28 protein-coding genes and 1 pseudogene are annotated in these 25,673 nt (G+C 52.2%); 20 read left to right on the top strand and 9 right to left on the bottom strand.

Annotated elements, in window-relative coordinates:
• The first annotated feature begins 18 nt into the window (after positions 1-18).
• From UNDKW_RS07440 to UNDKW_RS07500, 14 genes and pseudogenes are all read left to right on the top strand, one after another.
• A complete protein-coding gene (locus tag UNDKW_RS07440) occupies positions 19-687 on the top strand; it encodes an energy transducer TonB (protein ID WP_162058180.1) in 669 nt (222 codons plus the stop codon).
• 225 nt (positions 688-912) lie between these two features.
• Positions 913-1,788 (top strand): MotA/TolQ/ExbB proton channel family protein, encoded by an 876-nt coding sequence (locus UNDKW_RS07445; protein WP_162058181.1) that lies wholly within the window; start codon positions 913-915, stop codon positions 1,786-1,788.
• A gap of 201 nt (positions 1,789-1,989) precedes the next feature.
• Positions 1,990-2,424 (top strand): biopolymer transporter ExbD, encoded by a 435-nt coding sequence (locus UNDKW_RS07450; RefSeq protein WP_162040807.1) that lies wholly within the window; start codon positions 1,990-1,992, stop codon positions 2,422-2,424.
• Positions 2,425-2,560: 136 nt separating this feature from the next.
• Entirely contained in the window at positions 2,561-2,995 is a 435-nt protein-coding gene (locus tag UNDKW_RS07455) for a biopolymer transporter ExbD (protein WP_174247574.1), read from the top strand.
• Positions 2,996-3,305: 310 nt separating this feature from the next.
• Positions 3,306-4,247: a BadF/BadG/BcrA/BcrD ATPase family protein gene (locus UNDKW_RS07460; protein ID WP_162058182.1), complete on the top strand. Its 942-nt coding sequence runs from the start codon at positions 3,306-3,308 to the stop codon at positions 4,245-4,247.
• A 25-nt stretch (positions 4,248-4,272) separates the two neighbouring features.
• Entirely contained in the window at positions 4,273-5,007 is a 735-nt protein-coding gene (locus tag UNDKW_RS07465) for a GntR family transcriptional regulator (protein ID WP_162058183.1), read from the top strand.
• Positions 5,004-6,130: pseudogene (gene nagA, locus UNDKW_RS07470) on the top strand (N-acetylglucosamine-6-phosphate deacetylase). Before UNDKW_RS07465 ends, nagA begins: the two are co-directional and overlap by 4 nt.
• A complete protein-coding gene (locus tag UNDKW_RS07475; RefSeq protein WP_162061824.1) occupies positions 6,123-7,133 on the top strand; it encodes an SIS domain-containing protein in 1,011 nt (336 codons plus the stop codon). Before nagA ends, UNDKW_RS07475 begins: the two are co-directional and overlap by 8 nt.
• 139 nt (positions 7,134-7,272) lie before the next feature.
• The gene (locus UNDKW_RS07480; RefSeq protein WP_232063291.1) at positions 7,273-8,544 is read left to right on the top strand and encodes an ABC transporter substrate-binding protein; all 1,272 of its coding nucleotides are present in this window, start codon (positions 7,273-7,275) and stop codon (positions 8,542-8,544) included.
• Positions 8,541-9,434, top strand: a complete 894-nt coding sequence (locus UNDKW_RS07485) for a carbohydrate ABC transporter permease (RefSeq protein WP_232063292.1) — start codon at positions 8,541-8,543, stop codon at positions 9,432-9,434. Before UNDKW_RS07480 ends, UNDKW_RS07485 begins: the two co-directional genes overlap by 4 nt.
• A 2-nt stretch (positions 9,435-9,436) precedes the next feature.
• Positions 9,437-10,258 carry a carbohydrate ABC transporter permease gene (locus tag UNDKW_RS07490; protein WP_232063293.1) on the top strand — a complete coding sequence of 274 codons (822 nt, stop codon included), beginning with the start codon at positions 9,437-9,439 and terminating at the stop codon, positions 10,256-10,258.
• On the top strand, positions 10,255-10,512 hold the full coding sequence (locus UNDKW_RS30325) for a hypothetical protein (protein WP_232063294.1): 258 nt from the start codon (positions 10,255-10,257) through the stop codon (positions 10,510-10,512). The genes UNDKW_RS07490 and UNDKW_RS30325 overlap by 4 nt, the downstream gene beginning before the upstream one ends.
• A 40-nt stretch (positions 10,513-10,552) precedes the next feature.
• Positions 10,553-11,809 (top strand): glycoside hydrolase family 3 protein, encoded by a 1,257-nt coding sequence (locus UNDKW_RS07495; RefSeq protein ID WP_232063404.1) that lies wholly within the window; start codon positions 10,553-10,555, stop codon positions 11,807-11,809.
• A 12-nt stretch (positions 11,810-11,821) separates the two neighbouring features.
• Complete coding sequence (locus UNDKW_RS07500) at positions 11,822-12,922, top strand: ABC transporter ATP-binding protein (RefSeq protein ID WP_162058185.1); 1,101 nt, start codon at positions 11,822-11,824, stop codon at positions 12,920-12,922.
• A gap of 116 nt (positions 12,923-13,038) precedes the next feature.
• On the opposite strand, the gene UNDKW_RS07505 is transcribed toward UNDKW_RS07500, so the two are convergent.
• From UNDKW_RS07505 to UNDKW_RS07515, 3 genes are all read right to left on the bottom strand, one after another.
• On the bottom strand, positions 13,039-13,482 hold the full coding sequence (locus tag UNDKW_RS07505; protein ID WP_162058186.1) for a hypothetical protein: 444 nt from the start codon (positions 13,480-13,482) through the stop codon (positions 13,039-13,041).
• Between the two features lie 69 nt (positions 13,483-13,551).
• Positions 13,552-13,767 carry a DUF4287 domain-containing protein gene (locus UNDKW_RS07510; RefSeq protein ID WP_162058187.1) on the bottom strand — a complete coding sequence of 72 codons (216 nt, stop codon included), beginning with the start codon at positions 13,765-13,767 and terminating at the stop codon, positions 13,552-13,554.
• Between the two features lie 527 nt (positions 13,768-14,294).
• Positions 14,295-15,197 (bottom strand): LysR family transcriptional regulator, encoded by a 903-nt coding sequence (locus UNDKW_RS07515; protein WP_162058188.1) that lies wholly within the window; start codon positions 15,195-15,197, stop codon positions 14,295-14,297.
• 129 nt (positions 15,198-15,326) lie between these two features.
• On the opposite strand from UNDKW_RS07515, the gene UNDKW_RS07520 reads away from it, so the two are divergent.
• The 3 genes from UNDKW_RS07520 to UNDKW_RS07530 all read left to right on the top strand — a co-directional run bounded on the left by UNDKW_RS07520 (position 15,327) and on the right by UNDKW_RS07530 (position 17,375).
• Positions 15,327-16,337 (top strand): zinc-binding alcohol dehydrogenase family protein, encoded by a 1,011-nt coding sequence (locus UNDKW_RS07520; protein ID WP_162058189.1) that lies wholly within the window; start codon positions 15,327-15,329, stop codon positions 16,335-16,337.
• A 33-nt stretch (positions 16,338-16,370) separates the two neighbouring features.
• Entirely contained in the window at positions 16,371-16,814 is a 444-nt protein-coding gene (locus UNDKW_RS07525; RefSeq protein WP_162058190.1) for a heme-binding protein, read from the top strand.
• Between the two features lie 87 nt (positions 16,815-16,901).
• Positions 16,902-17,375, top strand: coding sequence for a nuclear transport factor 2 family protein (locus UNDKW_RS07530; protein ID WP_162058191.1), 474 nt, complete (start codon positions 16,902-16,904; stop codon positions 17,373-17,375).
• A gap of 7 nt (positions 17,376-17,382) precedes the next feature.
• On the opposite strand, the gene UNDKW_RS07535 is transcribed toward UNDKW_RS07530, so the two are convergent.
• The 3 genes from UNDKW_RS07535 to UNDKW_RS07545 all read right to left on the bottom strand — a co-directional run bounded on the left by UNDKW_RS07535 (position 17,383) and on the right by UNDKW_RS07545 (position 20,165).
• Positions 17,383-18,246 (bottom strand): DUF2306 domain-containing protein, encoded by an 864-nt coding sequence (locus UNDKW_RS07535; RefSeq protein ID WP_162058192.1) that lies wholly within the window; start codon positions 18,244-18,246, stop codon positions 17,383-17,385.
• A 132-nt stretch (positions 18,247-18,378) separates the two neighbouring features.
• A complete protein-coding gene (locus UNDKW_RS07540; RefSeq protein ID WP_162058193.1) occupies positions 18,379-19,161 on the bottom strand; it encodes a LytTR family DNA-binding domain-containing protein in 783 nt (260 codons plus the stop codon).
• A complete protein-coding gene (locus UNDKW_RS07545) occupies positions 19,158-20,165 on the bottom strand; it encodes a sensor histidine kinase (RefSeq protein WP_162058194.1) in 1,008 nt (335 codons plus the stop codon). The genes UNDKW_RS07540 and UNDKW_RS07545 overlap by 4 nt, the downstream gene beginning before the upstream one ends.
• A gap of 275 nt (positions 20,166-20,440) precedes the next feature.
• Here UNDKW_RS07545 and UNDKW_RS07550 point away from each other — a divergent pair, with 275 nt between their 5' ends.
• A complete protein-coding gene (locus UNDKW_RS07550) occupies positions 20,441-21,172 on the top strand; it encodes an ABC transporter substrate-binding protein (protein ID WP_162058195.1) in 732 nt (243 codons plus the stop codon).
• 23 nt (positions 21,173-21,195) lie between these two features.
• Here the strand turns inward: UNDKW_RS07550 and UNDKW_RS07555 are convergent, their stop codons facing one another.
• Both UNDKW_RS07555 and UNDKW_RS07560 read right to left on the bottom strand, forming a co-directional pair.
• The gene (locus UNDKW_RS07555; protein ID WP_162061827.1) at positions 21,196-21,591 is read right to left on the bottom strand and encodes a cupin domain-containing protein; all 396 of its coding nucleotides are present in this window, start codon (positions 21,589-21,591) and stop codon (positions 21,196-21,198) included.
• Between the two features lie 213 nt (positions 21,592-21,804).
• On the bottom strand, positions 21,805-23,127 hold the full coding sequence (locus UNDKW_RS07560; RefSeq protein ID WP_162058196.1) for an MFS transporter: 1,323 nt from the start codon (positions 23,125-23,127) through the stop codon (positions 21,805-21,807).
• Between the two features lie 408 nt (positions 23,128-23,535).
• On the opposite strand from UNDKW_RS07560, the gene UNDKW_RS07565 reads away from it, so the two are divergent.
• Together UNDKW_RS07565 and UNDKW_RS07570 are read left to right on the top strand one after the other, a co-directional pair.
• Positions 23,536-24,198, top strand: coding sequence for a heparan-alpha-glucosaminide N-acetyltransferase domain-containing protein (locus UNDKW_RS07565; protein ID WP_162058197.1), 663 nt, complete (start codon positions 23,536-23,538; stop codon positions 24,196-24,198).
• Positions 24,198-24,608 (top strand): hypothetical protein, encoded by a 411-nt coding sequence (locus tag UNDKW_RS07570; protein ID WP_162058198.1) that lies wholly within the window; start codon positions 24,198-24,200, stop codon positions 24,606-24,608. The genes UNDKW_RS07565 and UNDKW_RS07570 overlap by 1 nt, the downstream gene beginning before the upstream one ends.
• 131 nt (positions 24,609-24,739) lie before the next feature.
• On the opposite strand, the gene UNDKW_RS07575 is transcribed toward UNDKW_RS07570, so the two are convergent.
• Positions 24,740-25,576: an HDOD domain-containing protein gene (locus UNDKW_RS07575; protein ID WP_162058199.1), complete on the bottom strand. Its 837-nt coding sequence runs from the start codon at positions 25,574-25,576 to the stop codon at positions 24,740-24,742.
• Positions 25,577-25,673 lie beyond the last annotated feature (97 nt).

The following is a 25,673-nucleotide window of genomic DNA, read 5'->3' on the forward strand; positions in this document are numbered from 1 at the left end:
ATAATAGAGGGAGCAGTAATGGATTTTTCAAATCGCCAGCAAGAGCCGGGGAAGAAGTTTATAGGCTTAGGGCTGGTTATCGCATTTCACGTACTGGTGGTATATGCCCTGGTATCTGGATTGGCGCGCAAAGCGATGGAAGTGGTGATCAAGCCAGCAGAAGTCAAGCTGGTAGAAGAAGTGAAGCCACCGCCACCACCGCCAGACACCCCGCCGCCGCCGCCAAAATTGTTGGCCCCGCCGCCACCGTTCATTCCGCCACCGGAAGTCCAGGTCCAGCAGCCGGTTCAGCAACAGCCAGCGATATCAGCGGTATCGAATGTCAAGCCAGAAAACCCGACATTCACCAAGACCCAGGCCCCACCTGCACCAGTTGCAGAAACCAAGGCCACAGGTCCCGTCACGATACCAGGCGTGATCGACTTCAACGTCGGTGGATGCAAACCGGAATATCCGCGTGCCTCCCTGCGCAATGAAGAAACCGGCACCGTCCTGTTGTCCGTCCTGATTGGTGCAGATGGTTCTGTTGCCGACGTCAAGATCGACAAATCCAGCGGCTTCCGCGGTCTCGACAATGCGGTTAAATCCCAGTTGATGTCAGGTTCCTGCAAAAACAAACCAGGTACCGTCGATGGCAAACCACAACAGACCTGGGCCAAAGTCCAGTATGTATGGAAGTTAGAGTAGTCGAAACCTGCGCAGGCTACTGCGCAAGCCCAGCTTGAGCCTGCGATGCTCACCGTACATCTGTACGGTTGCGCTTCTTAACTCAACCTGAACTTGCTCGCTACGCCCGCACAGGCTTCTTGACGGCACAAAGCAAGTTTAATGAAAAATTAAATCTTAAAGCAGCAGTAAATAAAAACAGCAGTAAGCAATACCAACCTTATTTTGTTAAAAGGAAGCACCTCAATGAAAACCCGTTTCTCCGCATTCCTGGCTGCAACACTCCTGGCCTTGACAGCCGCCGTTGCCGTCGCCCCTGTTTCTGCACAGGAATCCGCCTCCGCTGCCGCATCTGCACCAGCCCCTGCTGCAGAAGCAGCCCCGGCACCAGCCGCTCCAGCTGACGCTGGCGCCCCGGCAGCACCAGCAGCCGCCAAAGAAATGGTAGAAAACCCATACGGTCTCGATGCTCTCTGGAAAACCGGTGACTTCGTTGCCAAAGGTACCCTCATCATCATGGTCATCATGTCCATGGGCAGCTGGTACATCCTCATCACCAAAATCATTGACCAGGTCAAACTGTCCGGTCAAGCCACAGATGCCCGTTCCAAATTCTGGAAAGCAGCCTCTGTCCAAGCCGGTGCCGCCTCTTTGAAAGAAGGCAGCCCATTCCGCTTCATCGCTGACTCTGGCATCAAAGCCACAGAACACCATGAAGGCGCGCTGCTCGAACAAATCGATCTGAACACCTGGGTTTCCATGTCTATCCAGCGCGCTGTCGATAAAGTTCAAAGCCGCCTGCAAGACGGCCTGGCTTTCCTGGCGACAGTTGGTTCCACAGCACCGTTCGTTGGTCTGTTCGGTACCGTATGGGGTATTTACCATGCGCTGACAGCGATTGGTATGTCCGGTCAAGCATCGATCGACAAAGTAGCCGGTCCTGTTGGTGAAGCGCTGATCATGACCGCGATTGGTCTGGCTGTCGCTGTTCCTGCTGTATTGGGTTACAACTTCCTGGTCCGTCGCAACAAGAGCGCCATGGAAGAAGTCCGTGCCTTCTCCGCTGACCTGCACTCCGTAGTCCTGTCCGGCAATATGGGCAAAACGGCTGCTAAGAAGTAATTAGTAATCACTGATTAACACCCGAAGACCTCTCAACACAGAGGCACAGAGGAAGGAAAGACTTCTTGCAAGAAGTCTTCGTTCCGCAGGCGAGTGGCATGCCGCTCGAAACCCCTGCTGCACCACAGAGAAAAAAGATCTTTGTGTGTCTGTGTTGAGAGGTTTTAAGGGTTAAAGCGTAACATCGAAAGAGAACACATTATGGCAATGGCAATTGGCAATGATGGAGATGGTGAAGACGAAGTCAACAGCACCATCAACACCACCCCGCTGGTCGACGTCATGCTGGTATTGCTGATCATCTTCCTGATCACCACCCCGGTGATTACAGATACGGTCAAGCTGAAATTACCGGCAGAAACCAACGTGATTTACAAAACCAAACCGGAAAACATCACCCTGTCGGTGAACAAGGATGGTGATCTGTACTGGAACGGCAGCATGAAGCCGCTGGCAGGCACGGATGCCCTGTTTGAAAAGCTCAAGGTAGAAGCAGTCAAGATCCCGCAACCGGAGTTGCATATCCGTGGAGATCAGAATACCCGCTATGAGTTTATTGGCAAAAGTATCCTGACGGCACAACGTGCCGGTATCGCCAAGGTCGGCTTCGTGATTGAACCGCCGCCACGGAACTAGTTTTTTGAATGACTAAACAGGGCTGGCGAAAAATTGTCCTGACAAGGCGTAGCGACGAAGACAGTGCGAATAGCACGGCGAGGAGCTGCAACGCAGTCAGGGCGATTTTATCGTCGGCCCCAGCAAAGGAAGCATTATGGGTATGCAAATTGGTTCCGGCGGAGGATCATCCGATCCGGAAGTGATGATAGAAATGAATATGACGCCGCTGATTGACGTCATGCTGGTATTGATCATCATGTTGATTATTACCATTCCTATTCAGAATCACGCGGTGAACCTGAATATGCCGACAGGCACGCCACCGCCACCAACAGTAGAACCAGTCGTCGTCAATATCGACGTCGATTTTGATGGCACGGTGTCCTGGAATGGGACGGCAGTCGATCATGCACAGCTGGAAGCGAAGTTGGCTGAATCAGCAGCGATGCCTGCAGCAAACCAGCCAGAGATTCATCTGCGTCCGGTTGCTGTTGTGCCTTACAAGTCTGTGGCTGCGGTCATGGCAGCGGCACAGCGTCTTGGTGTGACCAAGATCGGCATGGTCGGGAATGAGCAGTTCCTGAAGTAATAATGTTGATTGAATAGTCACTGCAAGCGCTAATACAAGTTGTTATGACATTTGCGTTGAAAGTGGTCATTATCAAGCCTGTTTCATTGTGCTGGATAGCAATAGTGTTGCGGGAATAAAGTAGGCAAAATTAAATTTGACGATACCACTTAAATACCTATTGACATCCACTAGTAAAAAAACTTACAGTGAGGCTTAAAATAGTAGCAGAAGTACAGATTTTGATTTAGCCGGATAACTTATTGCACCATTTTTATTATCGCTCTTATCGTCGTTTTTACCATCATTCTTTATCGCCACTTAATTTTCAATGAATAAACAGGCAGAACATCTTTCTACGGCTGATTCATCAGGTACTGCGGAGCAGTCCTCAGCAAAACCTGCTTGTTCTTATTTTATTGGTGCCGATGGTGGTGGTACTGGCACGCGAGTGGTGTTGGCTGATGTCAGTGGCAAAGAACTTGGCCGTGGCAGTGCCGGTCCTTCTGGCCTCGCACATGGGCGGGATAAAGCCTGGCAATCCATCTTGCTGGCGACCCAGCAAGCGTTTGCAGCGGCGAATCTGGATATGCCAGCACTGGCCGACATCGCAGTCGGCTGCGGCCTGGCTGGTGTTCATAATATTCATTGGGCCAGGGAGTTTGTTGCGCTTAATCCTGGCTTTGGCGCGGTCTGCGCAGAAACCGATGCCTATACTACTTTGCTGGGCGCCCTTGAAGGCAAGCCCGGCGCTATCATCGCTTTGGGAACTGGCAGCGTTGGTGAAGTTTTGTTACCTGACGGTCAGCGTCGCGAAGTCGGTGGTTGGGGCTTTCCGGTCAGTGATGAGGCCAGTGGTGCCTGGCTGGGCATGCGTGCCGTCAATCATTTGCAACGGGTGCTGGATGGTCGTGCTGCATCAAATCCATTTGCCAGCGCTGTGCTGACACATTGTGGCGGCGACAAAGATGCCGTCTTCGCCTGGCTTGCACAAGCCAATCAAACCCGTTATGCCGAACTGGCACCCCTGGTGATACGCTTTGCGCCCGAGGTAGAGGTCGCCCGCGCGATCATGCTCGAAGCAGGTAAAGAAGTTGCCATCATGGCGCAGGCCCTGGACCCGGAATCTGCATTGCCGATTGCCCTGTGTGGCGGTCTGGCAGCGCCGGTAGCCAGCTATTTGCCAACAGATTTAAAAGAGAGAATACAAATGCCCAAGGCTGACTCAGCAGTTGGGGCTCTCATCCTGATACAACAGCATTTGCACGCCTGATAAATACATAAAAAGAGAGAAAGACATGCTGGCACAATTGATAGACTTTAAACCTGACGCAGAAAGTTCTACCCCCTTGTATCTGCAACTGGCGAACAAGCTTGCGAACGGCATACATAGCGGATTGTGGCAGCCTGACGAAGCCTTGCCCTCCGAGCGCATGCTGTCTGACACCCTGGAAATTTCACGCGTCACCGCACGCAAGGCCATAGACATGTTGTGCGAGCGTGGCATGCTGACGCGCAAACATGGTTCTGGCACGTATATCACGCCCAAGCTTGAACAACCGCTGTCACGCCTGACCAATTTCAGTGAAGAATTGCGCAACCGTGGTTTTGTTCCGGGTTCACGCTGGTTGTCACGTGAAACTGGTATCGCTTCACCAGAAGAGATTTTGTCACTGGGTTTGTCACCCAATACCGTGGTATCACGTTTGAAGCGTCTGCGTACCGCTGACAATGTCGTGATGGCGATAGAGAGCACGACCATTCCGGCAATCTACATGCCCAATCCAAAACTGGTCAATGACAGCCTGTACGGTTATCTGGAGTCACATAATCTGTCACCGACACGCGCCTTGCAGCATATACGCGCCGTCAATGCAACTGCCGAACAGGCGCGTCTGGCAGATATCAAGCAGGGCGCAGCCATGTTGTTCATCACCCGTGTAGCCTATTTGCCAAATGGTGCAGCGATAGAACTGTCGCATTCTTATTGCCGTAGTGATTACTATGACTTTGTGGCGGAGTTGTTCAGATGAGCTTGCCACAAAAAGTGCAGGGACAAATACTGACGCCCCGAGGCTGGGTGCGCGGCTCTCTGGTGTTCGATGAAAGAGTGCAGGCCATTACAGCCGATGCTGATGTAGAGAATGCTGCTGATGCAGAATCCCTGCATTACATCTTGCCCGGCTTTGTCGATTTGCATGTACACGGTGCCGGTGGTAAAGACACCATGGAAGCTGGCGACGCCGTCGAAATCATTGCTCGCAAACATGCCAAACATGGCACTACCAGCATGCTGGCCACCACCATGACAGCACCGCTGTCTGATCTGGAACTGGCCCTGAAGGCGATCAGGCCGCTGGTGGACAAACGCAGCAGTGGTTCTGCCCGCATACTCGGTGTGCATCTGGAAGGGCCGTATATCAATCCCGGCAAGCTCGGTGCGCAACCAGATTTTGCTCACACCGGCTCACTCGAACAGGTGCGCCACCTCGATGCAATAGCACCGATACGCCTGATCACCGTGGCACCAGAAATGGATGGCCATCTGCAACTGGTGCGCGAGCTGACCGCCATAGGCATGCAGGTACAGATAGGCCATACCCTCGGTACTTACGAAGAAGGTAAGGCGGCACTGGAAAATGGTGCCACCGGTTTTACCCACTTGTACAACGCCATGTCGCGTCTTGATCATCGCGCGCCCGGCATGGTCGGTGCAGCACTCGCGCATGCGCAGTTTTCAGAAATTATTCCCGACTTGTTGCACGTCCACCCTGGCGCCATCAAGGCCGCCATGCGTGCGATTCCGCATCTGTATTGCGTCACTGATTCCACCGCAGCATCTGGCATGCCGGATGGGCAATATATGCTAGGCCGCCAGGTCGTGCATAAATGCCTGGGGGGGTGCGTCTTGAAGATGGCACGCTGGCAGGCAGCACACTGACCATGGATCAGGCCTTGCGCAATCTGGTCAGCATAGGCCTGGACCTGGAAGATGCATCGAAGCGTGTTTCTACCTACGCAGCCGATTATCTGGGACTGAATGAGCGTGGCCGCCTGCAGGCTGGCAGTTACGCAGACCTGGTTGTGCTGGACCGTCAGCTCAACCTCATCGCTGTTTATGTAGAAGGAGAAAAGATTGACCTCGCAGATGCTTAAGGAAGCCAGTTCTTCCGCTGATTTTGTAGCAGAACAACTCAAACATGAAGGTGAGCGCTATGCCGAACTTGGCGCATACTTGCGCGCCAAACCACCAACATCTGTCGTTACCGTTGCCCGTGGCAGTTCAGACCATGCGGCTAATTATGCCGCCTATCTGATTATGGCCAGGGTAGGGCGCATCGTCGCTTCTCTGCCCATGTCTCTGGTGACTTTGAACAAGGCACCACTGGCAGCAAAAGATGCGCTGGCGATTGCGATTTCACAATCTGGCCAAAGCCCTGACGTGGTTGAGCCTATCCGCTATTTCCGCGAAGGTGGTGCTACTACCGTGGCCCTCGTCAACGACGCAGCATCGCCGCTGGCACAAAGCGCAGAATGGACCATGCCATTGCATGCAGGTCCCGAACTGAGTGTGGCCGCGACCAAGAGCTTTATCACTTCACTGGTTGCAGGCGCACGCCTGGCAGGCCACTGGCAAAACGATGCAGAATTCTTGGCGGCGATAGAACAATTGCCAGAATCCCTGCACGCTGCCACCAAGCTTGACTGGTCACCTGCGATAGAAGTTTTACAGCCCGCATCACGCATCATGGTGGTGGGCCGTGGTATCAGCTTCCCGGTTGCGCTGGAGTCTGCGCTTAAATTCAAAGAGACTTCCGTCATCCAGGCAGAAGCATTCAGCGGTGCAGAAATCAAGCATGGCCCCATGGCCCTGATACATGATGGTTATCCATTATTGATATTCGCAACCCGTGGCCCTGCACAAGCTGGCCTGATTGCCCTGGCAGAAGAAATGCGTGGCCGTGGCGCAAATGTCTTGTTGGCAGCGCCAGAAGATGTCAAGGAACGCAACCTGACTTTACCAGTTGCGGCGACGCCTGATCTTGATCCTGTCGTTGCAATACAAGCCTTCTACATGATGGCAGCAAACCTGTCGATTGCCCGTGGACTGGACCCGGACAAGCCAAGGCACTTGAGCAAAGTCACCAAGACAAATTGACATCGCTAAAGCAGCAGGCTATTTTTTAAAAACTTAAAAAATAGATACTGCCCCCAGTATTTTTATTAATAGCAAGATTGGTATGACTAAAATGCGAGATTGCTTAAAAATATTGGGGAGTATATCTAAAAGAGTGATTTTGGTAACGAAATTACGCTTGCTTTTCAGCGTACTGCTATTGAGTTTCGGCTTGCATGGCAATGCCTTTGCCGTCCAGAAAATCGAATTCTGGACCATGAGCCTCAAGCCAAAATTCATTCCCTATTTCCAGGAACTCGTCAAAAATTATGAAGCCCAACATCCCGGCATCAAGCTCGAATGGGTAGATTTTCCCTGGGATATTCTGCAATTAAAACTGATCACCGCGATTGCTGCAGGTACGCCACCGGCACTGGTAAATCTGAGCGTGCCCTGGGCAGAAGAAATGGCGCGTGATGGTTTGCTTGAACCTGTCGATGCCTTGCTGGCAGCGCCAGGTGCAACCAATGACTACACCGATGCTGCATTGGCTGACTTGCGTTTCAATGGCAAGGTCTATGGCTTCCCGCATTACAGTAATGTTAATGTCATCGCCTATAACCGCAAGATACTGGCAGCGGCAGGCATCTTCCAGGCACCACGCAGCATGGATGAATTGCTGACCCAGGCCGTCATGATCTCCCTCAAAACCGGCAAGCCCGGCTATGCACCAGCACTCGGCAAGATCGATGGTTTTTTCATGCAGCAGGGGCTGGATTTGATGCGTGATGGCAAGGCAGTCTTCAATTCGCCAGCGCATGTGACCCTGGTCAAAAAATTGGCTGCCACTTACAAGGCGGGTGGTTTTTTAAAAGATAAATTATTTGCAGAAGATAATTTTCCTGCCGTGGTAGATGCCTATCTCGGTGGTCGCCTCGGCGTCATGGTTAGCGCACCAACTGCCATCAAACGCATACAAACAGATGCACCGGAAATTTATGCGCAAACCGGTATCTTTCCTGTGCCGCCGGGTCCGACTGGGATTAACGACGGCGGCTGGATGTTTCATTTCGCCATACCCAAAGGCGTAAAGAAAAAAGATATCCCCGAAGTTGCCGCCTTCGCCCTTTACCTGACCAGTGATGCCAATCAACTGGCTTTTGCCAGCATGGCCGGTGTCATGCCCACGACCAAACAGGCGCTGGCAAATTCCTACTTCAAGAAAATATTACCCAATGCTGGCGCATCAGAGCAGGCTTTGGCAGTGGCCGCAAACTCCATGAATTCTGCCCGCAGCCTGTATGTCAGCGGCATAGACGATTATGATGAATTGCGCCGCTTCCTGGTCAAGGCTGTCGAAGCTGGCGTCACTGGTCGCCGTGATATACAAGAAGTGCTGGATGAGGCGGTAGCTATCTGGAACCGCAAGTTGCAAGGGGTGAAGTTGCCATGAGTATGCCTGGCTCTCTATCCGCAGCCAACAAGCGGCGCAATCTGCTTGCCTATGCCTTTCTGGCTCCAGCTTTGTTGTTGCTGCTGATGTTCTCCTTCTGGCCTGTCATGTATGGCTCTTACCTGAGCTTTACAGATTTCAGCCTGATACGCGAAGTGCACTGGGTAGGTTTCGCCAATTATCGCGCCCTGTTTGCAAATGACATGTTTTTGACCGGGCTTAAAAACTCGCTACTGTTTTTGCTGGTCGTACCCTTCACGCAATTGGGGGCTATCTCGCTGGCAGTGTTGGTGAATAATCAATTGCCCGGCATACGCTGGTTTCGCGCTGCCTATTATGTGCCTGTGGTGACGACAGTATCTGTAGTCGGCATCATGTGGGGCTTCATGTTTCATGAACAGGGCACGCTCAATTATGTGCTGCTGCAATTACATCTGATTGCCGCGCCACTGGGCTGGATGTCAGACGATGCACTCGCTCTGTTTGCCGTCATGTTCGTCTCTTTCTGGCGCGGCCTGGGTTGGTATATGGTGATGTACCTGGCTGCCTTGCAGTCACTGCCCGCCGAGATGCAGGAAGCAGCCATACTCGATGGTGCCAATCGCTGGCAGCGCTTCTGGCGCATCACCGTGCCAATGCTGAAGCCGACCATACTGGTATGCAGCATCATGTCGGTACTGGCGGCATTGAAAGCCTATCAGGAAGTTGATGTGCTGACCCAGGGCGGCCCCATGAATTCCACCTTCACGGCGCTGTATTATGCTTATGACCAGGGTTTGAAGCACTTGAAACTGCCGCGCGGTTTGGCTGCGAGTTTCGTTGTCTCCCTCTGCTGCATGGCGATCGCCTTCATTTGCCTGCGCTGGCTTAAACCAGGGCACAGGGAATGAGCATGAACATCAAAAAAATCCTGCGCACGGCGTCACAATATGGCTTGTTAAGCCTGATTGCCATCATCTGTATTTTTCCGTTCTGGTGGACGCTGGTGGTGGCGATTTCTACCGAGGGCAATCTGTTTGAATTTCCGCCCACTTTCTGGCCGCGTGGCATTTCACTGGATAATTTTGTCGAGGCTTTCCGCGTCATCCCCATCATTGCTTTCTACAAAAATTCTTTGTTGATCACTTTGGCGACAGTGCTGGGCAAACTGGTCGTGTGCTCACTCGCTGCTTACCCCTTGTCACGCATGCAGTTCAGCGGAAGCAAGCTCATCATGGGTGTGATACTGGCGACCATGATCTTGCCGTCTGAAGTCAATTTCCTGGTCAACTTCATTACCATGACCAAGATATCTCTGGTCAATACTTATACCGCCGTAGTCTTGCCAAATATCGTCACGGCAGTGTCGATACTCTTGCTGAAGCAGGCTTTTGATGAAGTGCCGCAAGACCTGCTGGACGCTGCAAGGGTAGACGGTGCCAGTGAATGGATTATTTTTTACCGAATTGTCTTGCCATTGATTACACCGTGGCTGGCAACGGTGGGCATCCTGACTGCGGTGGAGGCATGGAATGAATACATCTGGCCATCGATAGTCATCAGCAAGCCAGCAGATTTTCCCTTGTCCGCCGGTGTGCTGTATTTGCGTGGCACTTATGGCAGCAGCACCCGCGTGATTGCGGCAGGAACCATTTTGACAGTTGCACCTATATTGGTCGCCTTTTTATTTACCCAGCGCTTTTTTATGCGCGGCATGGATGGAGCAGTTAAATGACGCAAGACAATACGCAAGACAATAAGCAAGATAATAATGCGCAACAAACCCTGACACGCGAAGAAGCACGCCGCCTGGCTGGGCAACTGGTGATGATACGCATGCCCATCACTAGCCTGGATGAGACATCGGCACAATTTTTAAAAGACAATCATATCCGTGGCATTTGCCTGTTCAGGCAAAACATGGTTGACGAAATCCAGCTGAAAAAACTGACGGCTGATCTGCGCCTTATCTTGGGGGAGGGGCGCTGATTGGCATCGATCAGGAAGGGGGCGCAGTCGTGCGTTCCACCTGGGTACCGCAGCCCCCGGCGGCAATGTCGCTGGGGCCAGCGATGATCCTGAGCTATGCCGCCAGGTGGGCGCTGCTGTTGCGCGCGGTGTCAAGGCCCTGGGCTTCAACTGGAACTTTGCGCCCGTGCTGGATCTGAATAACAATGTCGATAATCCCGTCATTTCTGAACGCTCGTTTGGCTCTGATCCCAAGCGCGCCAGCGAGTTGGCACTGGCCTGGATGGATGGCAGCCTGGCTGAAGGTGTGGCTTGTTGCGTCAAGCATTTCCCCGGTCATGGCGACACCAATGTCGATTCCCACCGCGACCTGCCCACCGTGAACAAGAGCCTGGCAGAATTGCAGGCGCTGGAACTCGCACCGTTCCAGACCGCAGTCAGCCGCAATGCGCCAGCGATGATGACGGCGCATATCGTCTATCCCGCACTGGATGCAGAAAACCCGGCTACCATGTCCAAACCTATATTGACTGGCCTGCTGCGCGATCAATGGAATTACCAGGGCGTAGTCATTACAGACGGCATGGACATGCATGCCATAGCAGGGCGCTATGGCGTAGGTAATGCCGCAGTGCGTGCCTTGCTGGCCGGTGCCGACATGGTCATGGCGCTAGGCACCACAGAGACGCAACTGGAAACCCTGAATGCCCTGACCGAAGTGATTTTGTCCGGTCAGATATCTCTGGCAGAAGTACAGCAAAAACTGCAACGCATGGCCGATCTGACCAAGACCTATCCCTGTATAGATACAGCCTACCAGACCGACATCGCAGACCGCATCCTCATGTCCAGCGCCTGGAAGCGCGGCCTGACTACCCAGGGCAATGCACAACCGCCCGTCAGAGGCAGCAAGCTGCGCCTCGTCATCAGCGCCGACGTTGTCAGTGATGGTGTTTCGGAAGCTGGCATACCTGCCGCAAAAGTCAGCGCCATGCTGGCGAGTTTGTATGATGTAGAGACGGTCACCTTTGCCAATGCTGACAGCTTTGACTGGTGTGCCATACCAGATGATGGCCGCTTCGTCGTGCTGGCATCTACTGTGCGCATACGCTATAGCAAACAGGTACGCGATACCTGGAAACCAGACCTGCACCTGGTCTTGTGGAACCCGTTTCAAATGCTGGACATTCAGGCCCCCGCATTGATTACCTACGGCTTTGCTCCGCCAGCGATAGATGCTGCACGTGCGTGGTTTGCCGAAGAAGTGGTCGCCAGCGGCCAGATACCGGTTGCGGGTTTCTCCACTCCAGCTGCATAAGGAACACAAGGAATGGCCGAAGTCAGACTGCAGCAGATCAGCAAATCCTATGGCAATAACCAGGTTTTGCAAGGCATAGACCTGCATGTGCGCAATGGTGAATTCATGGTTTTTGTCGGCCCCTCAGGCTGCGGCAAATCCACGCTCTTGCGCATGATTGCCGGTCTGGAAGATATCAGCGCCGGTGAGCTGCATATAGACAATCAACTGGCGAACGATATCCCGCCCGCCAAACGCGGCCTGGCCATGGTGTTCCAGTCATATGCGCTGTACCCGCACATGACAGTGTATGAAAACATGGCCTTCAGCCTTAGCCTCACCAGCATGAGCAAGGCAGAGATAGATAGAGCCGTACAACACGCTGCCAGCATCCTGCAAATGACACACCTGCTGCAGCGTAAGCCGCGTGACCTGTCCGGCGGCCAGCGCCAGCGCGTCGCCATAGGCCGCGCCATCGTGCGCAAGCCCGGCCTGTTTCTGTTTGATGAACCGCTATCCAATCTCGACGCCAGCCTGCGCGTACAAATGCGCATAGAACTCAGCAAACTGCACAGAGAACTCGCCGCTACCATGATCTACGTGACGCACGACCAGGTAGAAGCCATGACCCTGGGCCAGCGCATAGCCGTATTCAACGGCGGCAAGATAGAACAAATAGGTGCACCGCTGGAACTCTACGACAAACCCGCCAACCTCTTCGTCGCAGGCTTCCTCGGCTCACCGAAGATGAACATCGTCAAGGCAAAGGTATTGCGCAATCTGGGTAATGAGGTAGAACTGCAACTGGCAGCAGGCACGCATATCAATATCCAGCTTGATGGTAGCAATTTACAGACAGGCGACGAAGTCAGCCTCGGCATCAGGGCAGAGCACATCCTGCTGGCGTCACAAGCTACGGAGCACAGCAACCAGCTCGAAGTTTGTATCAGTTTTGTTGAACATCTGGGCGATGCTGCGATAGTCTATGCGACGCTGGCGGGTGAAGAGAATCTATTCGCTATCAAGCTGCCAGCGGATACTTCAGACCTATATGCGGGTGCTGATCTTTGTATACAACTGCCGGGGCATAGGTGTCATGTGTTTGATGCTAGTGGTGAAGCGTTACGCAATTAATGTTGATGATCTGATTTATTGCTTGGACAACCAAGTAGATTTTTTTAACTCATTTATGGGTTTTATGATTATTTACTTTGGTGAAGACAGTGTTGTCTGATGATCCAAGTATGTTTTTACGCAGTATTATCCAATATTTGTGCGCAAATTGAATGCCAAACATTTGCATCTAAAGCGATAGCGCTTGCCCAATTTATGCTGCCGACAAAAGCTGGATGAGGTGCAAATCCATAAAATTGATCTGCGCCGCGCTCTATCCCTTTTTCTTTCAAAAGACAGATACCTTCTGTGAGAAGATTTACTTCCTGCCATTCTGGAGAATTCATCATCGCACGAAAATCATTCATGTTAGGAGCAATGGTGTGGATTCCTCCTTCCAGCACGTCCAGGTGTTCGATATGACCATTTTCTCTTTCGAAATACAGATCACCAAAAGCTGAGCAGCCCAAGGGACGAACTTTGCCAGTTAAAGTCTTGGGCCAATTCGCGGATAGCGTTTGAATATCTAGTGCTGATGCATCGATAAAAATATCTGGCCAGGTAAGCGTAGTTATAGTCATTAAGTTTGAGGGCGGGAGTCAGCACTATGAACATGATGGTCATACTCATGTTCAATAGAGCGAGGTAAATTATTTTTTGTCAGCAGCCAGGGCATAAGCAACGATCGCATTGGCATGACCATGCCCCATTTCGTGTTCAGTCTTGAGCTTGCTCACGATTTCCATGTGCTTTAAGCCTTTGTTATGCTGAATTAGGTCCACCCAGTGCTGTATGGGCTTGCCATATTTCTTTTCTATTGATGGGAAATACGAGGCAGGGCCTTTGACTTTTTCTTCAGCAGACATGGTGTATTCTCTTTCTCAGAGTGTTTTAAAGTGAAGAGCAACTTCAACCACAATTAAGCATGCAGGCGCAGATTTCTTAAGCCTGAATTTGCATCATGCCAAGAATTAGCTTAATCTTATCGCAACTTTAGGTGGTTTACGATATTTCGATGGAATTGTTTGAATGATAGGGATGAACATATTCGCTGACAAAGAATATCGTCAAGCTAGAGTATTCTTAAACTCCTATTTGAGCGACTGAAATCATTTTGAGAAACTATCCAGCGACATGGTACGAACGTGTTCCCGCAGAGGTGTTCGCCTGTTTGCTGCCAGGTGAAATTCAGCTTCTATTATGCCCAGGCGTTGGCCTGGCAAATGGTGGTGCACGCTATCATGTCCCTTTTGAAATTGTGCCACCAGAACTGCGCATGCCTAACACCTTGCTTTGGGTAAAGCTCGATGACAACATGAATGTGGTGAAAGTGTGGAAGCGAGAATTGGAGGAGTAGGGTGCTCTGCTTACTGAGACGATCTTCACGATTACATTAAGTATCAATTGCCGCAAACTTTCCCGCCAAAAACTCCACCAGCGCCCGCACCCGGTTCGGTATGAAACGCCCACTGGGCAGCAATGCATGCAAGGGATAAGCCTCCGTCTCCCAGTCCGTCAGCAGCGCTAGCAGGCTGCCATCTTCCAGCTCTTGCCTGACATCGATCAATGATTTGAAAATGATGCCTGCGCCTGCTATCGCCCACATGCGGGCAAGGGAGGCGTCGTCGGCGCTGCGATCGCCTTTGACGCGGACTTCTTTCCATTTACCGTTTTGCCCAAAGCGCCAGGTGTTGTGCAGGCGGCTGCTGCGTTCGAACAGCAGGCAATTGTGGTGTGCCAGGTCTTGCGGTGTTTGCGGGGCGGGGTGGCGTGCCAGGTAGCTGGGGGCGGCGCAGAGTATGGGGCGGCTTTGTGCCAGTACCCTGGCGACCAGGCGTGAGTCTGTCAGGGTGCCATATCTTATTGCTACATCGACTTCATCGCGCACCACGTCCAGTGGCCTGTCACCGACGTTCAATGCCAGTTGCACACCGGGGTGCAGGGCCAAAAATTCATCCAGCCAGGGTAGCAGGGTGGTGCGGGTCAGGTCGGACGGGGCGGCGACGCGTATCGTGCCTACCAGGGCGGTGCGGGCTTCTGATACCTGGGATTCGCCTTCATCGAGCAAATCAAATGCCCTTTGCGCATAGTCGAGCAGGATTTGCCCCTGAGCGGTGATGCGCAGGGCACGGGTCGAGCGTTCAAACAGGCGGGTGCCCAGCTGGGTTTCCAGCCGCTTGAGGGTGGCACTGGCGGCTGCGGGTGTCATGCCCAGCACGCTGGCTGCGCCTGAGAGTGAGCCGCAGCGGGCGGTTTGCACGAGTACATGCAGGTCGCTGAGATTTTCAATTTTCATTTGAAAGTGATAGTTATTTATCGGTCTTATCAATTCATGCTTTAGATTCTACAATGCTTGCACTGATCTGGAAATGTTTCTGGACACCATACCGATACCTAACATACTCAACATACTCAGGGACTCAACATGAAAGCCATTGCTTACCGCCATTCTTTACCTATCGATAACACTGCATCACTGGAAGATGTGGAATTGCCAAAACCAGTGCTGGAAGCACGCGACTTGCTGGTGCGCGTGAATGCCATCTCCGTCAACCCAGTGGACACCAAGGTCAGGCTGGGCCGTGCACCTGCTGAAGGCCAGTTGAATGTGCTGGGCTGGGATGCGGTGGGCATCGTTGAAGAAGTTGGCGCGGCAGTCAGTAATTTCAAAGCTGGCGACCGCGTTTACTATGCTGGTGCGATAGATCGCCCTGGTGCAAACAGTGAATTGCATGCTGTGGATGAGCGCATCGTCGCCAAGGCACCCACTACTCTGGATGATGCACAAGCTGCCGCTTTGCCGCTGACTACGATTACTGCCTACGAATTGCTGTTTGAACGCCTGGGCGTTGCCAAGAATGGTGGCGCTGGCCAGACCTTGCTGGTGATAGGTGGTGCCGGTGGAGTTGGGTCCATCCTCATACAATTGGCCCGCCAACTTACGCAATTGCGTGTGATTGCCACCGCCTCACGTGCCGAGACACGTCAGTGGTGCCTCGATCTGGGTGCACATGCAGTGATTGATCACTCCAAACCACTGAGCGCTGAATTGAAAGCCATAGGCATCAATGAAGTCGATATCGTCGCCGGCCTGACGGAGACAGCTCAGCACTATGCAGAAATCATCGCCAGTCTGAAGCCACAAGGCAAGCTGGCCGTGATTGACGACATGGTGGCGCTGGACTTGATGCAGTTGAAAGGCAAATCCATCTCCCTGCACTGGGAAATGATGTTCACCCGTTCGATGTTCAAGACGGTCGATATGGACGAACAAGGCAAGCTGCTGGCAGAAGTGGCAGCACTGGTGGATGCAGGCAAAGTACGTACAACTGTGAATGCCAACTTTGGCAAGATCAATGCGGCAAACTTGCGCAAGGCACATGCGCTGATAGAAAGTGGCAAGGCGCAGGGCAAGGTTGTACTGCAAGGCTTTTAATTTAATCTCACCAGAATTCAGCAGAAAGTTTTTATGCAAACGACGAACATCAATAAATCATTTACTGCCGCCAGTATCACCCGTGATGCGGCGAATGCCCTGATCACCGCAGCCAGTGCTGCTTCCCGTGACATCGGTATCGATGTCACGATAGCTGTCACTGATAATGCAGGTCACCTGAAAGCATTTGAACGTGCAGATAGCGCAGCATTTTTGACGGTAGATGTGGCAATCGACAAAGCCTGGACGGCAGCCTCGTTTGGCCTGCCTACCCATACCTGGACTGCCATCATCAGCAATGACGTTGTGGCACAACTGGCTCACAGACCACGTCTGGTAGCAGTTGGCGGTGGTTGCCCCATTATTGAAAATGGTAAGGTCATAGGCGGCATAGGCATATCAGGCGGCAATGCGCTGCAAGACCAGCAGGCGGCGGAAATTGCATTGGCCGCACTGGGTTTTGAAGTGAAGGCGTAAACTCAAACCTAAGCTCAAGCCATTTGTTGAGAGTGCATGCCTTCACTTCAAAGCCCAATGCACTCTTTTTTGTAGAGATCAAATAACATGACAACCATCATTAACCGCTCATTCATCAGCATTCTGGGTGTGCTTTTACTCACCCTGAGCATGTCCGTTGCCAGTGCAGAAAATACCAGCGGGGCAGATGCCGTAAAAGCCGCATCGGTCGATTTTTTCAACAGCGTCAGCCAGCGTAATTTAGCGGCGGTTGGCAGTTATCTTGACACTGAAGGTTTTACTGAATTCGTCGCTGAATCTGACAAGCTCTTGCAACTGGATGCAAATGCCTTTGCCGGACTATTCAAATCCGGTGCGCAAATCGATTTGCGTCTGCTTGATGTGCAAGTCAAGACCACAGGTGACGCAGCGATAGTCACTGGCACCCGTGTTGGTGCGATTACCAGGCCGGGTGCGGCAGCTGTCGAAGGTAAATCGTTGATCACGATGGTATGGTTTAAAAAGGATAATGCCTGGCTATTAAAGCATATCCACCTGTCACCTGTGACCAGCAATAAATAATCGATCGCTAAAGGCGCGGCAGCCACATGCCCATAAACGCCACAAAGATGCCCATGCCGCTGGCGGCACTTAAAACCACCAATGCCCCTGCCATGCCGAAGTGAGCGGCCTTGTTCTTGCTGTCTTGCGCACGCAAATATAATTCACAGACGATCAGCGGTATCAGGGAATTGGCAAAGGATATGAAGCTCAGGAATGGTCCCTCAAAAGTCTTGGGGTTAAAACCTGCAGGGCCGTGATTGATGGCTATCCAGAACATCAAACCTATGCGGAAAAACCAGACACCGTTCGCCACAAGAAACAGGCGCAATGCCCAGCGGCGGTGCAGGGCAAACTGACGGGAGAGAGCATGGCGCAAGGCCATGACTGAGCAGACCAGGATTAGTATTGCGTTCAGGCTGACACCCAGATGCTGGGTAAAGTCACCCACGCCATTGCGAAACCAGACCATGTACAAACCAGTCGTGGCAGCAATGACGAGACTGGATAAATAAATGCGCCCGTTCCAGCGATGGAATCTAGGTATGCGTGCGCGGATTTGTGGGATCATCTGGAGTATGCCGGCCAGGGTGATACTGGCTGCCAGAAAGATATGCGTGATGATGGCGAAATTGCCAGCGCTGTCGCCCTTGATATAACCGTGGGGCAGTACTTTGCTCCATGCTGCAAGATCGCCTTTCATCGCTGACAGAACGTAAAAACCCAGAATGTAATAGACGAATAAAAGCTGGCCTATGATGGCGACTGAGAACCACAGTCCTGCGGCATATTTCAGGCTGGCACGGGAGAGTTTTTCATTGCCATATTTTTTTACCTGAGGTGTGGCCTGTGCAGAATATATATTCGTTTCATAAACAGTCTCTTGCGTCATTTGAAAACTCCCTTTTTTAATGTGAATTAGTCGTGTCTGATCCTGCCGAGCAGGCGTAGGTGTGCTTGCAAAGCGTGCCTGTAAAGGCGGGTTTGCTTTTATGGTTTGTTACTGAAAAAAATCAGTGCGGTGCTACATCTGCCTGAAAAGATGCAGGTAGCTGCGGCTGACTGGCAATACATCGGGGCGGCCGCGTATGTGCAGTTCGGCAGTTTCATTCATGCCGCGTGTGACTTCGCTGACATAGTGCAGGTTGACGATGACTGAGCGATGGGTTTGCGCAAAACAGTCAGGGTCGAGTTCATCACTGAGTTCACGTATGCTTTTGCGTATCAGTGCATCGCCACCATCCCAGGCGACCAGGGTGTATTTGTCGTCAGAGCGCAGGAATGCGATTTGTTCTACCGGGATCAGGCGTACGCTATTGCCTATCGAAGCTTTTATCCATTGCAGGTAAGCTGGTTTTTGACTGCGCTGGCGCATGTCTGTAGCCATGCGGTCTAACAGGGTGTCGTAGTTGGCGGTCAGGCTGGTTGTTTGCGTTAACCTTTGCTGCAGGCGTTTGATGGTGTCGGCCAGACGTGCTTCCACGATGGGCTTGACGAGATAATCCAGCGCACCCTGTTCAAACGCCTGTACGGCATATTGTTCGTAAGCGGTGAAGAAGACAATATGTGCCCGACGTGCTATCGCCCTGGCTGCCTCGATGCCATTCATGCCGGGCATGTGCACATCCAGAAAGACGATGTCGGGCTGGTGGATGTCAAACATCTCTATCGCTTCGCGGCCATTGCGTGCTTCATCGACGATATGCAGTTCTGGCCACAGGCGTGCCAGGTTGGTGCGCAGATGTTCCCTTAGCAAAGGTTCGTCATCGGCGATCAGCGCAGTGATCTGCTTGGTAAACTGCTTCATGCTTTGGCCTCAGGATGGAAAATTAACTCAACACGCAAACCATGTGGTGTTTGCTCATGCAATTCGACACGCGCGTCTTTGCCAAAGCATGCTTGCAGCCGCGCTTTTACATTTGCCAAGCCAGTACCTGGTACGGCAGTTTCTGCCATGCCTATACCGGTATCGGCTACCCAAAGCGTCACTATGTTGTTTGCGTCCTGCTTGCCGCCGACTGCTATGCGGCCACCTTCTGTGCTGGGGTCTATGCCGTGGCGTACGGCATTTTCTACCAGGGTAAGCAAGGACATTGCCGGAAAACGTAAGCCCTTGAGTTCAGGTGCGAGACTCAGCTCAAATTGCAAGCGGTCAGGCATGCGCATGTGCATGATTTCCAGATAGGCGCTGACTAACTGCATTTCATTTTCCAGTGTTGCCTCTGCATCATTCAGGCGCGGCATCGCGGCGCGCAGGTAGGCAATCAGGTGGCGCAGGACGGGTGCTGCATTCTCTGAACCAGCTTCGACGAGGGCTTGCACATTCGCCAGCGTATTGAATAGAAAGTGCGGTTCTATCTGTGCTTGTAACAGGCGCAGGCGGGCATCGAGTACTTCGCGTTCCAGGGCGCTCTTTTCCAGTTCGAGCTGTAACCGGTCTGCACGTTCACGTTGTTTGTCTTCGCGCTTGATAGCTGCGACGGCAATGAGGGGACCAAAAAACAGCGCAAAAATCGTGCTGGTGGCAAAGCCTGATAAAAGATTATTTGCTTTGATGAAGTTCATGAAACCACCCGCTATCGCCACATAGGCCGCCAGGCTGGCAAATGGTGCCAGCAGGCATACCGCCGCTACCCGCACCAGCCAGTGTGGTATCCAGCGTGGCAGCCACAGCAAGCGCCAGGTGCCGGAGACTGTGAACGCCAGCAGCATGACCATGGCGATGAAAGTCGTGCGCCTGAGCACCAGCCAGAAAGGTGACTGGAAGATCGGTGTGGTCACCCAGGCGATCAGCAGGCTGATGATAAGCACTACGACAATTTGTCGCAGTCTTGGTAATGCTGACCATCCTGGTTTAATTTTAGTCGCGGTTTTCATGGAGCTAAGATAGCTGCAACTGATGTTTTGAACAAGTCAGCCAGTGGGGATATGCGACCAGTGACGGTTTTCAGGGGCTGAGTGACGGAGCCAGACCTGATTTACCACCTCTTGCTTAACCATAGTTTGCAAATCGGCACGGCTATCAGAACGTATCTGTCATTTTTCTCGCTTACACTGCCGGGGATTGAAATGGAAAAGGGTCGGCAATGATGAAAAACTGGGTGTTCGCTGCAACAATGCTGGTATTTCTACCCGCAAAGGCAGACACTTTTCGCATTGCTTATTATGAAGGTGGCGATGCGCCCTTTGTCTTGCTGGACAAGAGTGGCCCCAGAGGTATATTCCCGGATTTGATGGCAGCGATCGTTAAACTCAGTGGCGACAAGCTGGAGCAGCGCTATCTGCCCATGCGCCGCTTGCTCAAGTCATTTGAAGACGGGCAGCTTGATATGGAAGTCGGGGCAAATCCAAAATGGCGCACAAGTTCGCACGTGCCTGGTGTGTATAGCATTGCCTTTGGCTTGCCGAGGGCTGTTCTCTGTTTTCGCCCTGGTGAGACACCAAAAGAGCAGGCAGTCAGCGATTTTTATGGGCAAAAAGTGGGAGTGATCGCAGGCTATTCGTATCCTGAATTTGATGCAGCTTTTGCCAGTGGCAAGATACAAAGGGAAAATATCTTTAATTCTCCCAATCTCTTGCTTACCTTAAGAGCGAAGCGCTTTGATCAGATCATCATCAGCAACTATGTACGGCAATACTGGACCAAGGTCGATGCGCATCGCTATGCCTGTGATGAAGGCCGCATGATAGATGAAAGCGAAATGATGCTGAGGCTACATCCATCCAAAGCCGATGCGCTGCCGCGCCTGAATGCGGCCATCGCCACCTTGAAAAAGAGCGGCGAGCTCGATGCCATCTTCAGACGTTACACTGATTAAGCAGGGAGATCATAAGCGGGGGATCAGGGCGCTGGTGCAGGGGCCGGTGAAGCCAGCGGCTTGTCTTTGTCCACCACATAAACACCAACCAGCTTGATCGGGACTATGCCATGGTTTTTTGCACTGTGGACGACACCGGCAGGGATGACGAAACCCTCGCCAGCCTTGACCTTGCGTGGTGCCTGGTTGGCGACCAGCAATTCGGCCTCTCCTTCCGAGATATAACTGATTTCATCGCCAGGATGGGTATGCCAGCCTACCGTCGCACCTGCCGCAATTTCTACGCGGGCAATCACGTCTTCCTTGCCGGGTATCGACGAATCTGCTTTGGTGACTATGGTGCGGGTAATGCCTGTGCTTTGTGCCAGCAGGCTGGTGCTGATCAGCAATAAACTGACGGCACTTAATTGGCGCAGGATGTTGGTTTTGGTCGAATGCAAGATAGATCTCCCGGTTGGATAGTCATGCGCAGTTGTACATGTTTGCGCATGGTTATAATTACAATCCTTTTTGATTAGATAGTAAAGGGGAAATGAATTTGTCTTCGGCTGGTGTTGTTTCCAGAGAGGGGAAGGCTTGCTGGTGTTGTGGAATGATGCGAACCGCTGTCCGCATCATTGATAGAAAGATGATCAGGCGTCGGCAGTTTTTGCCATACCTTCAGGCGCAGCCTTGCTGCTGCCTTCTTTGTCGCCAGCACTGCCATCAAAAGAGACAAAGCGTGTCATGACCAGTACAGGAATGGCGCTGAGCAAGACCCACAGGAAGAAGTTCTGGTAACCCAGAGCGACCTGTATATCACCGCTGATGGTCTTGAAAAACACAAAGCCCAGCTGCATTACGCCTGTGCCCAGCGCATAGTGAGCAGTCTGGTATTTGCCAGGCGCAACCACCTGCATGATGAACAGGATCAGGCCGACGAAACCAAAGCCATAGCCAAACATTTCGAATGCCAGCGCTGCAGTGATGACGGTCATGCTCTCTGGCAGGCTGCTGCTGAGGAAGAAGAAAGCCAGGTTTGGGGTATTCATCGCCAGTATCAACCATGGCAGCGCACGCTTCAAGCCCAGCCAGGAGGCAAAGTAACCACCCAGTATGCTGCCGCCCAGGAATGCGATGGTGCCAGCTATGCCATAAGCAGTGCCGACCTGGTCAGTAGTCAGGCCCAGGCCGCCAAGGTTTTTGGCTTCGCGCAAAAACAAGGGGCCTATGGTTTGTATCTGGCCTTCCGCAGCGCGGAACAGGATAATGAATACAATCGCCAGCCAGATACCGGGCTTTTTAAAGAATTCAACGATCACGTCTTGCAAGGTGACGAAGATGCTATGTACAGACGCCTTGCTTTCTGTATTTTTAGTGCCTGGCAGCGACCAGCTGTTATACAAACCCAGACCGAACAAGAGCACGCCCATGATGGCAAAAATGATTGTCCACGCTTGCGCTGGCGGCAAGCTTTTTTCCAGATAGCCGGCCAGGTATACCAGAGGCCCCAGGGTAATGAATTTTGCGGCATTAAAAAATGCGCCTTGCCAGCCAGCATAACTCGCTTGCTGGGTGTTGCTCAGGCTGGCCATATACAAACCGTCGGCGGCAATATCATGCGTGGCAGAGGCTATGGCGACCACGCCAAGCAAGGCAATGCTGATCGCAAAATAGGCAGGCAGTTGCAGCGACAATGCCAGCAAGCCCAGCGACACTCCACCCGTCAACTGGAACAGGACTACCAGCATTTTCTTGCTGCCAGCGGCCTCCAGGAAGGGACTCCATAAAGACTTGAACACCCATGCCAGCCCGACCAGCCCTGTCCAGTGGGCGATCTGATCGTTCGGTACTCCCATACTTTTATACATCAGCCCGGCGATCAGAGCGACAGCATAAAACGGCAGGCCAGATGCCAGATACAGGCTGGGTACCCAGCGCATTGGCGGGGGAGTCTTGGTGTTTTCTATGCTCATGTACTTGTCTCTGGTTACGTGTCTCTAGTTGAGGGTGTTCTTAAACCCGGTGCGTTTATATTATTTTTTGTATTTATCTGTCAGCAATGCAAACATACAAGCCGCAAAATTGCTGGTCAACTGGTTTTATATTTACAATGCCACTTAAGTGCCAGTAAGATGTGGCAAGGATGAAATTGACCTCAAATAATGCACATGTTTGAGGCGGTTTTTCTGTATTCTTGCTATGAAATGGCAAAAGCTTTTACTATTTTTTTATAGGAGAGCAGGTTAAATACCACTTTGTCAGATTTTAGCACTGGTATTAAGCCATCACCTGGCCATTCTGAGATTTTTCTTGATGCCGGGTAAGCTTGCCTGGCTGAATTGGTATTTCTGCACTGGTCTCAGCACACCCTGAAGCTGGATATGCTTACAGTAAAACGTTTTGCAGCATTGGATGCGATGCGCGGCCTGACGGTTGCTGCCATGTTATTGGTAAACAATGCTGGCGACTGGTCGCATGTGTATGCCTGGCTGGAGCATGCGGCCTGGCATGGTTGCACACCTGCGGATCTTATCTTCCCGTTCTTCTTGTTCATCATGGGCGCGTCTTTAGCGATGTCTGTGGATGCGCAAATCAGTAAAGCTAGCAATGTTGCTGACATCCGCAAGAAAATACTCTGGCGCGGCCTGCGCCTGTTTATGCTCGGTATTGCCCTGCATCTCATTGCATGGGCATTGATCGATGGGCGTCAGTTCCGCTTGCTCGGGGTCTTGCAGCGCATCGGTATCTGTTACGCAGTAGTAGCTTGCCTGATTACCTATGTGCGGCAATTGCCCAGCCTGGCTTTGCTTTCCCTCGCGGCCATGCTGGCATATTGGGCTTTGCTGGGCTGGGGCGGTTCGTATGAACCACATCTGAACCTGGTCGATAAAATAGATACTGCCATGCTCGGCAAACTGGCGTATAGCTTTGATGTACAAACCGGTCTCGCGCAAGAGCCCGAAGGTTTGCTTTCTACAGTGATGGCAATGATGAGTGTCTTGACCGGCGTCTGGGCGGGCAGGGCCATGCGTGATCGCAGTTGATGCACATGCTGGCAGGTGCGGCTGGCTTGCTATTGTTGGCGCTGATCTGGTCAGCTTATCTGCCTTTCAATAAACAACTGTGGACGCCATCTTTTGTGTGCTGGACCAGTGCCTGGGCGATCTTGCTCTTGCTGGCCATGCATCTGCTGATAGACAGGCAGGGTTGGCCAGCGATTGGTAAAAGCCTGGGTGTGAATGCGATAGCCGTTTATGCGGGTGCATGGCTGGCATCTTGTATGCTTGCCTGGACTGGGTGGGCAAATGCGATCTACCAGCATGTATTGGTAGCTATTCTGCAAAAGCAAACAGGCGAAGAATTTTCATCCTTCGCCTATGCAGCATGCTTTACTTTGGTGTTTGCCGCCCTGGCATTTGTCATGAACAAAAAGGGCCGGCGGATTGCGATCTGAAGTTGAATTAACCAAATTCTTTCGGGGGCTTACGCAAAATTGTCCCAGCAAGGCGCAGCGACGAAGACAGTACTTTAGTACGGCTAGGAGCTGCAACACAGCTGGGGCATTTTTTCGTAAGCCCTACCAAATTACATCATCAGGGCAGTAGCCAGCGTATCAATCTGTTCTTCCTGCTCTTCCATGATGATCTGGAAGTTACTGTCTTCAGTATCAAAATTCAGGCGGCGGGCAAATTTCTTATTGTATTCCCTGTCGACATCATGCAGAGGTGACAGCACTGGTGCAATGTCATTCGCCAGGATCAGGGTGTCACCCAGGGATTCTGGAGGGAAGGCGCAAACGCCATGCCACATGGCTTCTACCGCCTGCATGACGCTCTCGGGTATGCCCAGCTGGCGCATGATGCCCCGGCCTATCATGCGTTCGCCGTATTCAATCCAGATTTCTGGTTCGCCATCAAGCAAGCCAGGGAATTCTTCTGCACGTGAGATCAGGTAAAAGCCGCCAATTTCATGCACGATACCGGCAAACATGGCAGTTTCAGGATCTACCCTGGTGACCTGTTTTGCAATGACCTGCGCCAGTGAAGAGACATGGGCAGAGTGTTCCCACAATCTGTCGGCCTTGTGCTTTAAAACCGGGTCAGTGGTCTTGCTATTCAGTTGGCGCACGATGACGGCGGCCAGCATGGCTTTGAGAGTACGGAAACCGAGGCGGTTGACTGCCAGCCTGACATGCGTGATTTCATTTGTGGTACGGCGATATGCTGCCGAATTGGCGATGGCAACTGTGCGGGCCGACAGCAAGGGGTCAGCCATAATGAGCTTTGCCGCTGTGTCCAGATGGCAATCAGGATCGTCCAGGGTACGTTGTAGTCTTAGCGAAGCTTCCACATTGGTAGGGAAGACGATGTCCCCACGATTTACCTCTGCGGCTATGCTTTTAAAAATTTCCAACCTGTCCATGACTTTCTCCCGGTAAACATCTGGCGATTCCTCCACTCATAGGCTATTGCTGCATGAGTTTGCATGCTGTGCTCGTACAGAATGCTAAAAGTTGCCT

This window comes from Undibacterium sp. KW1, assembly GCF_009937955.1.
Taxonomy (GTDB): domain Bacteria; phylum Pseudomonadota; class Gammaproteobacteria; order Burkholderiales; family Burkholderiaceae_D; genus Undibacterium.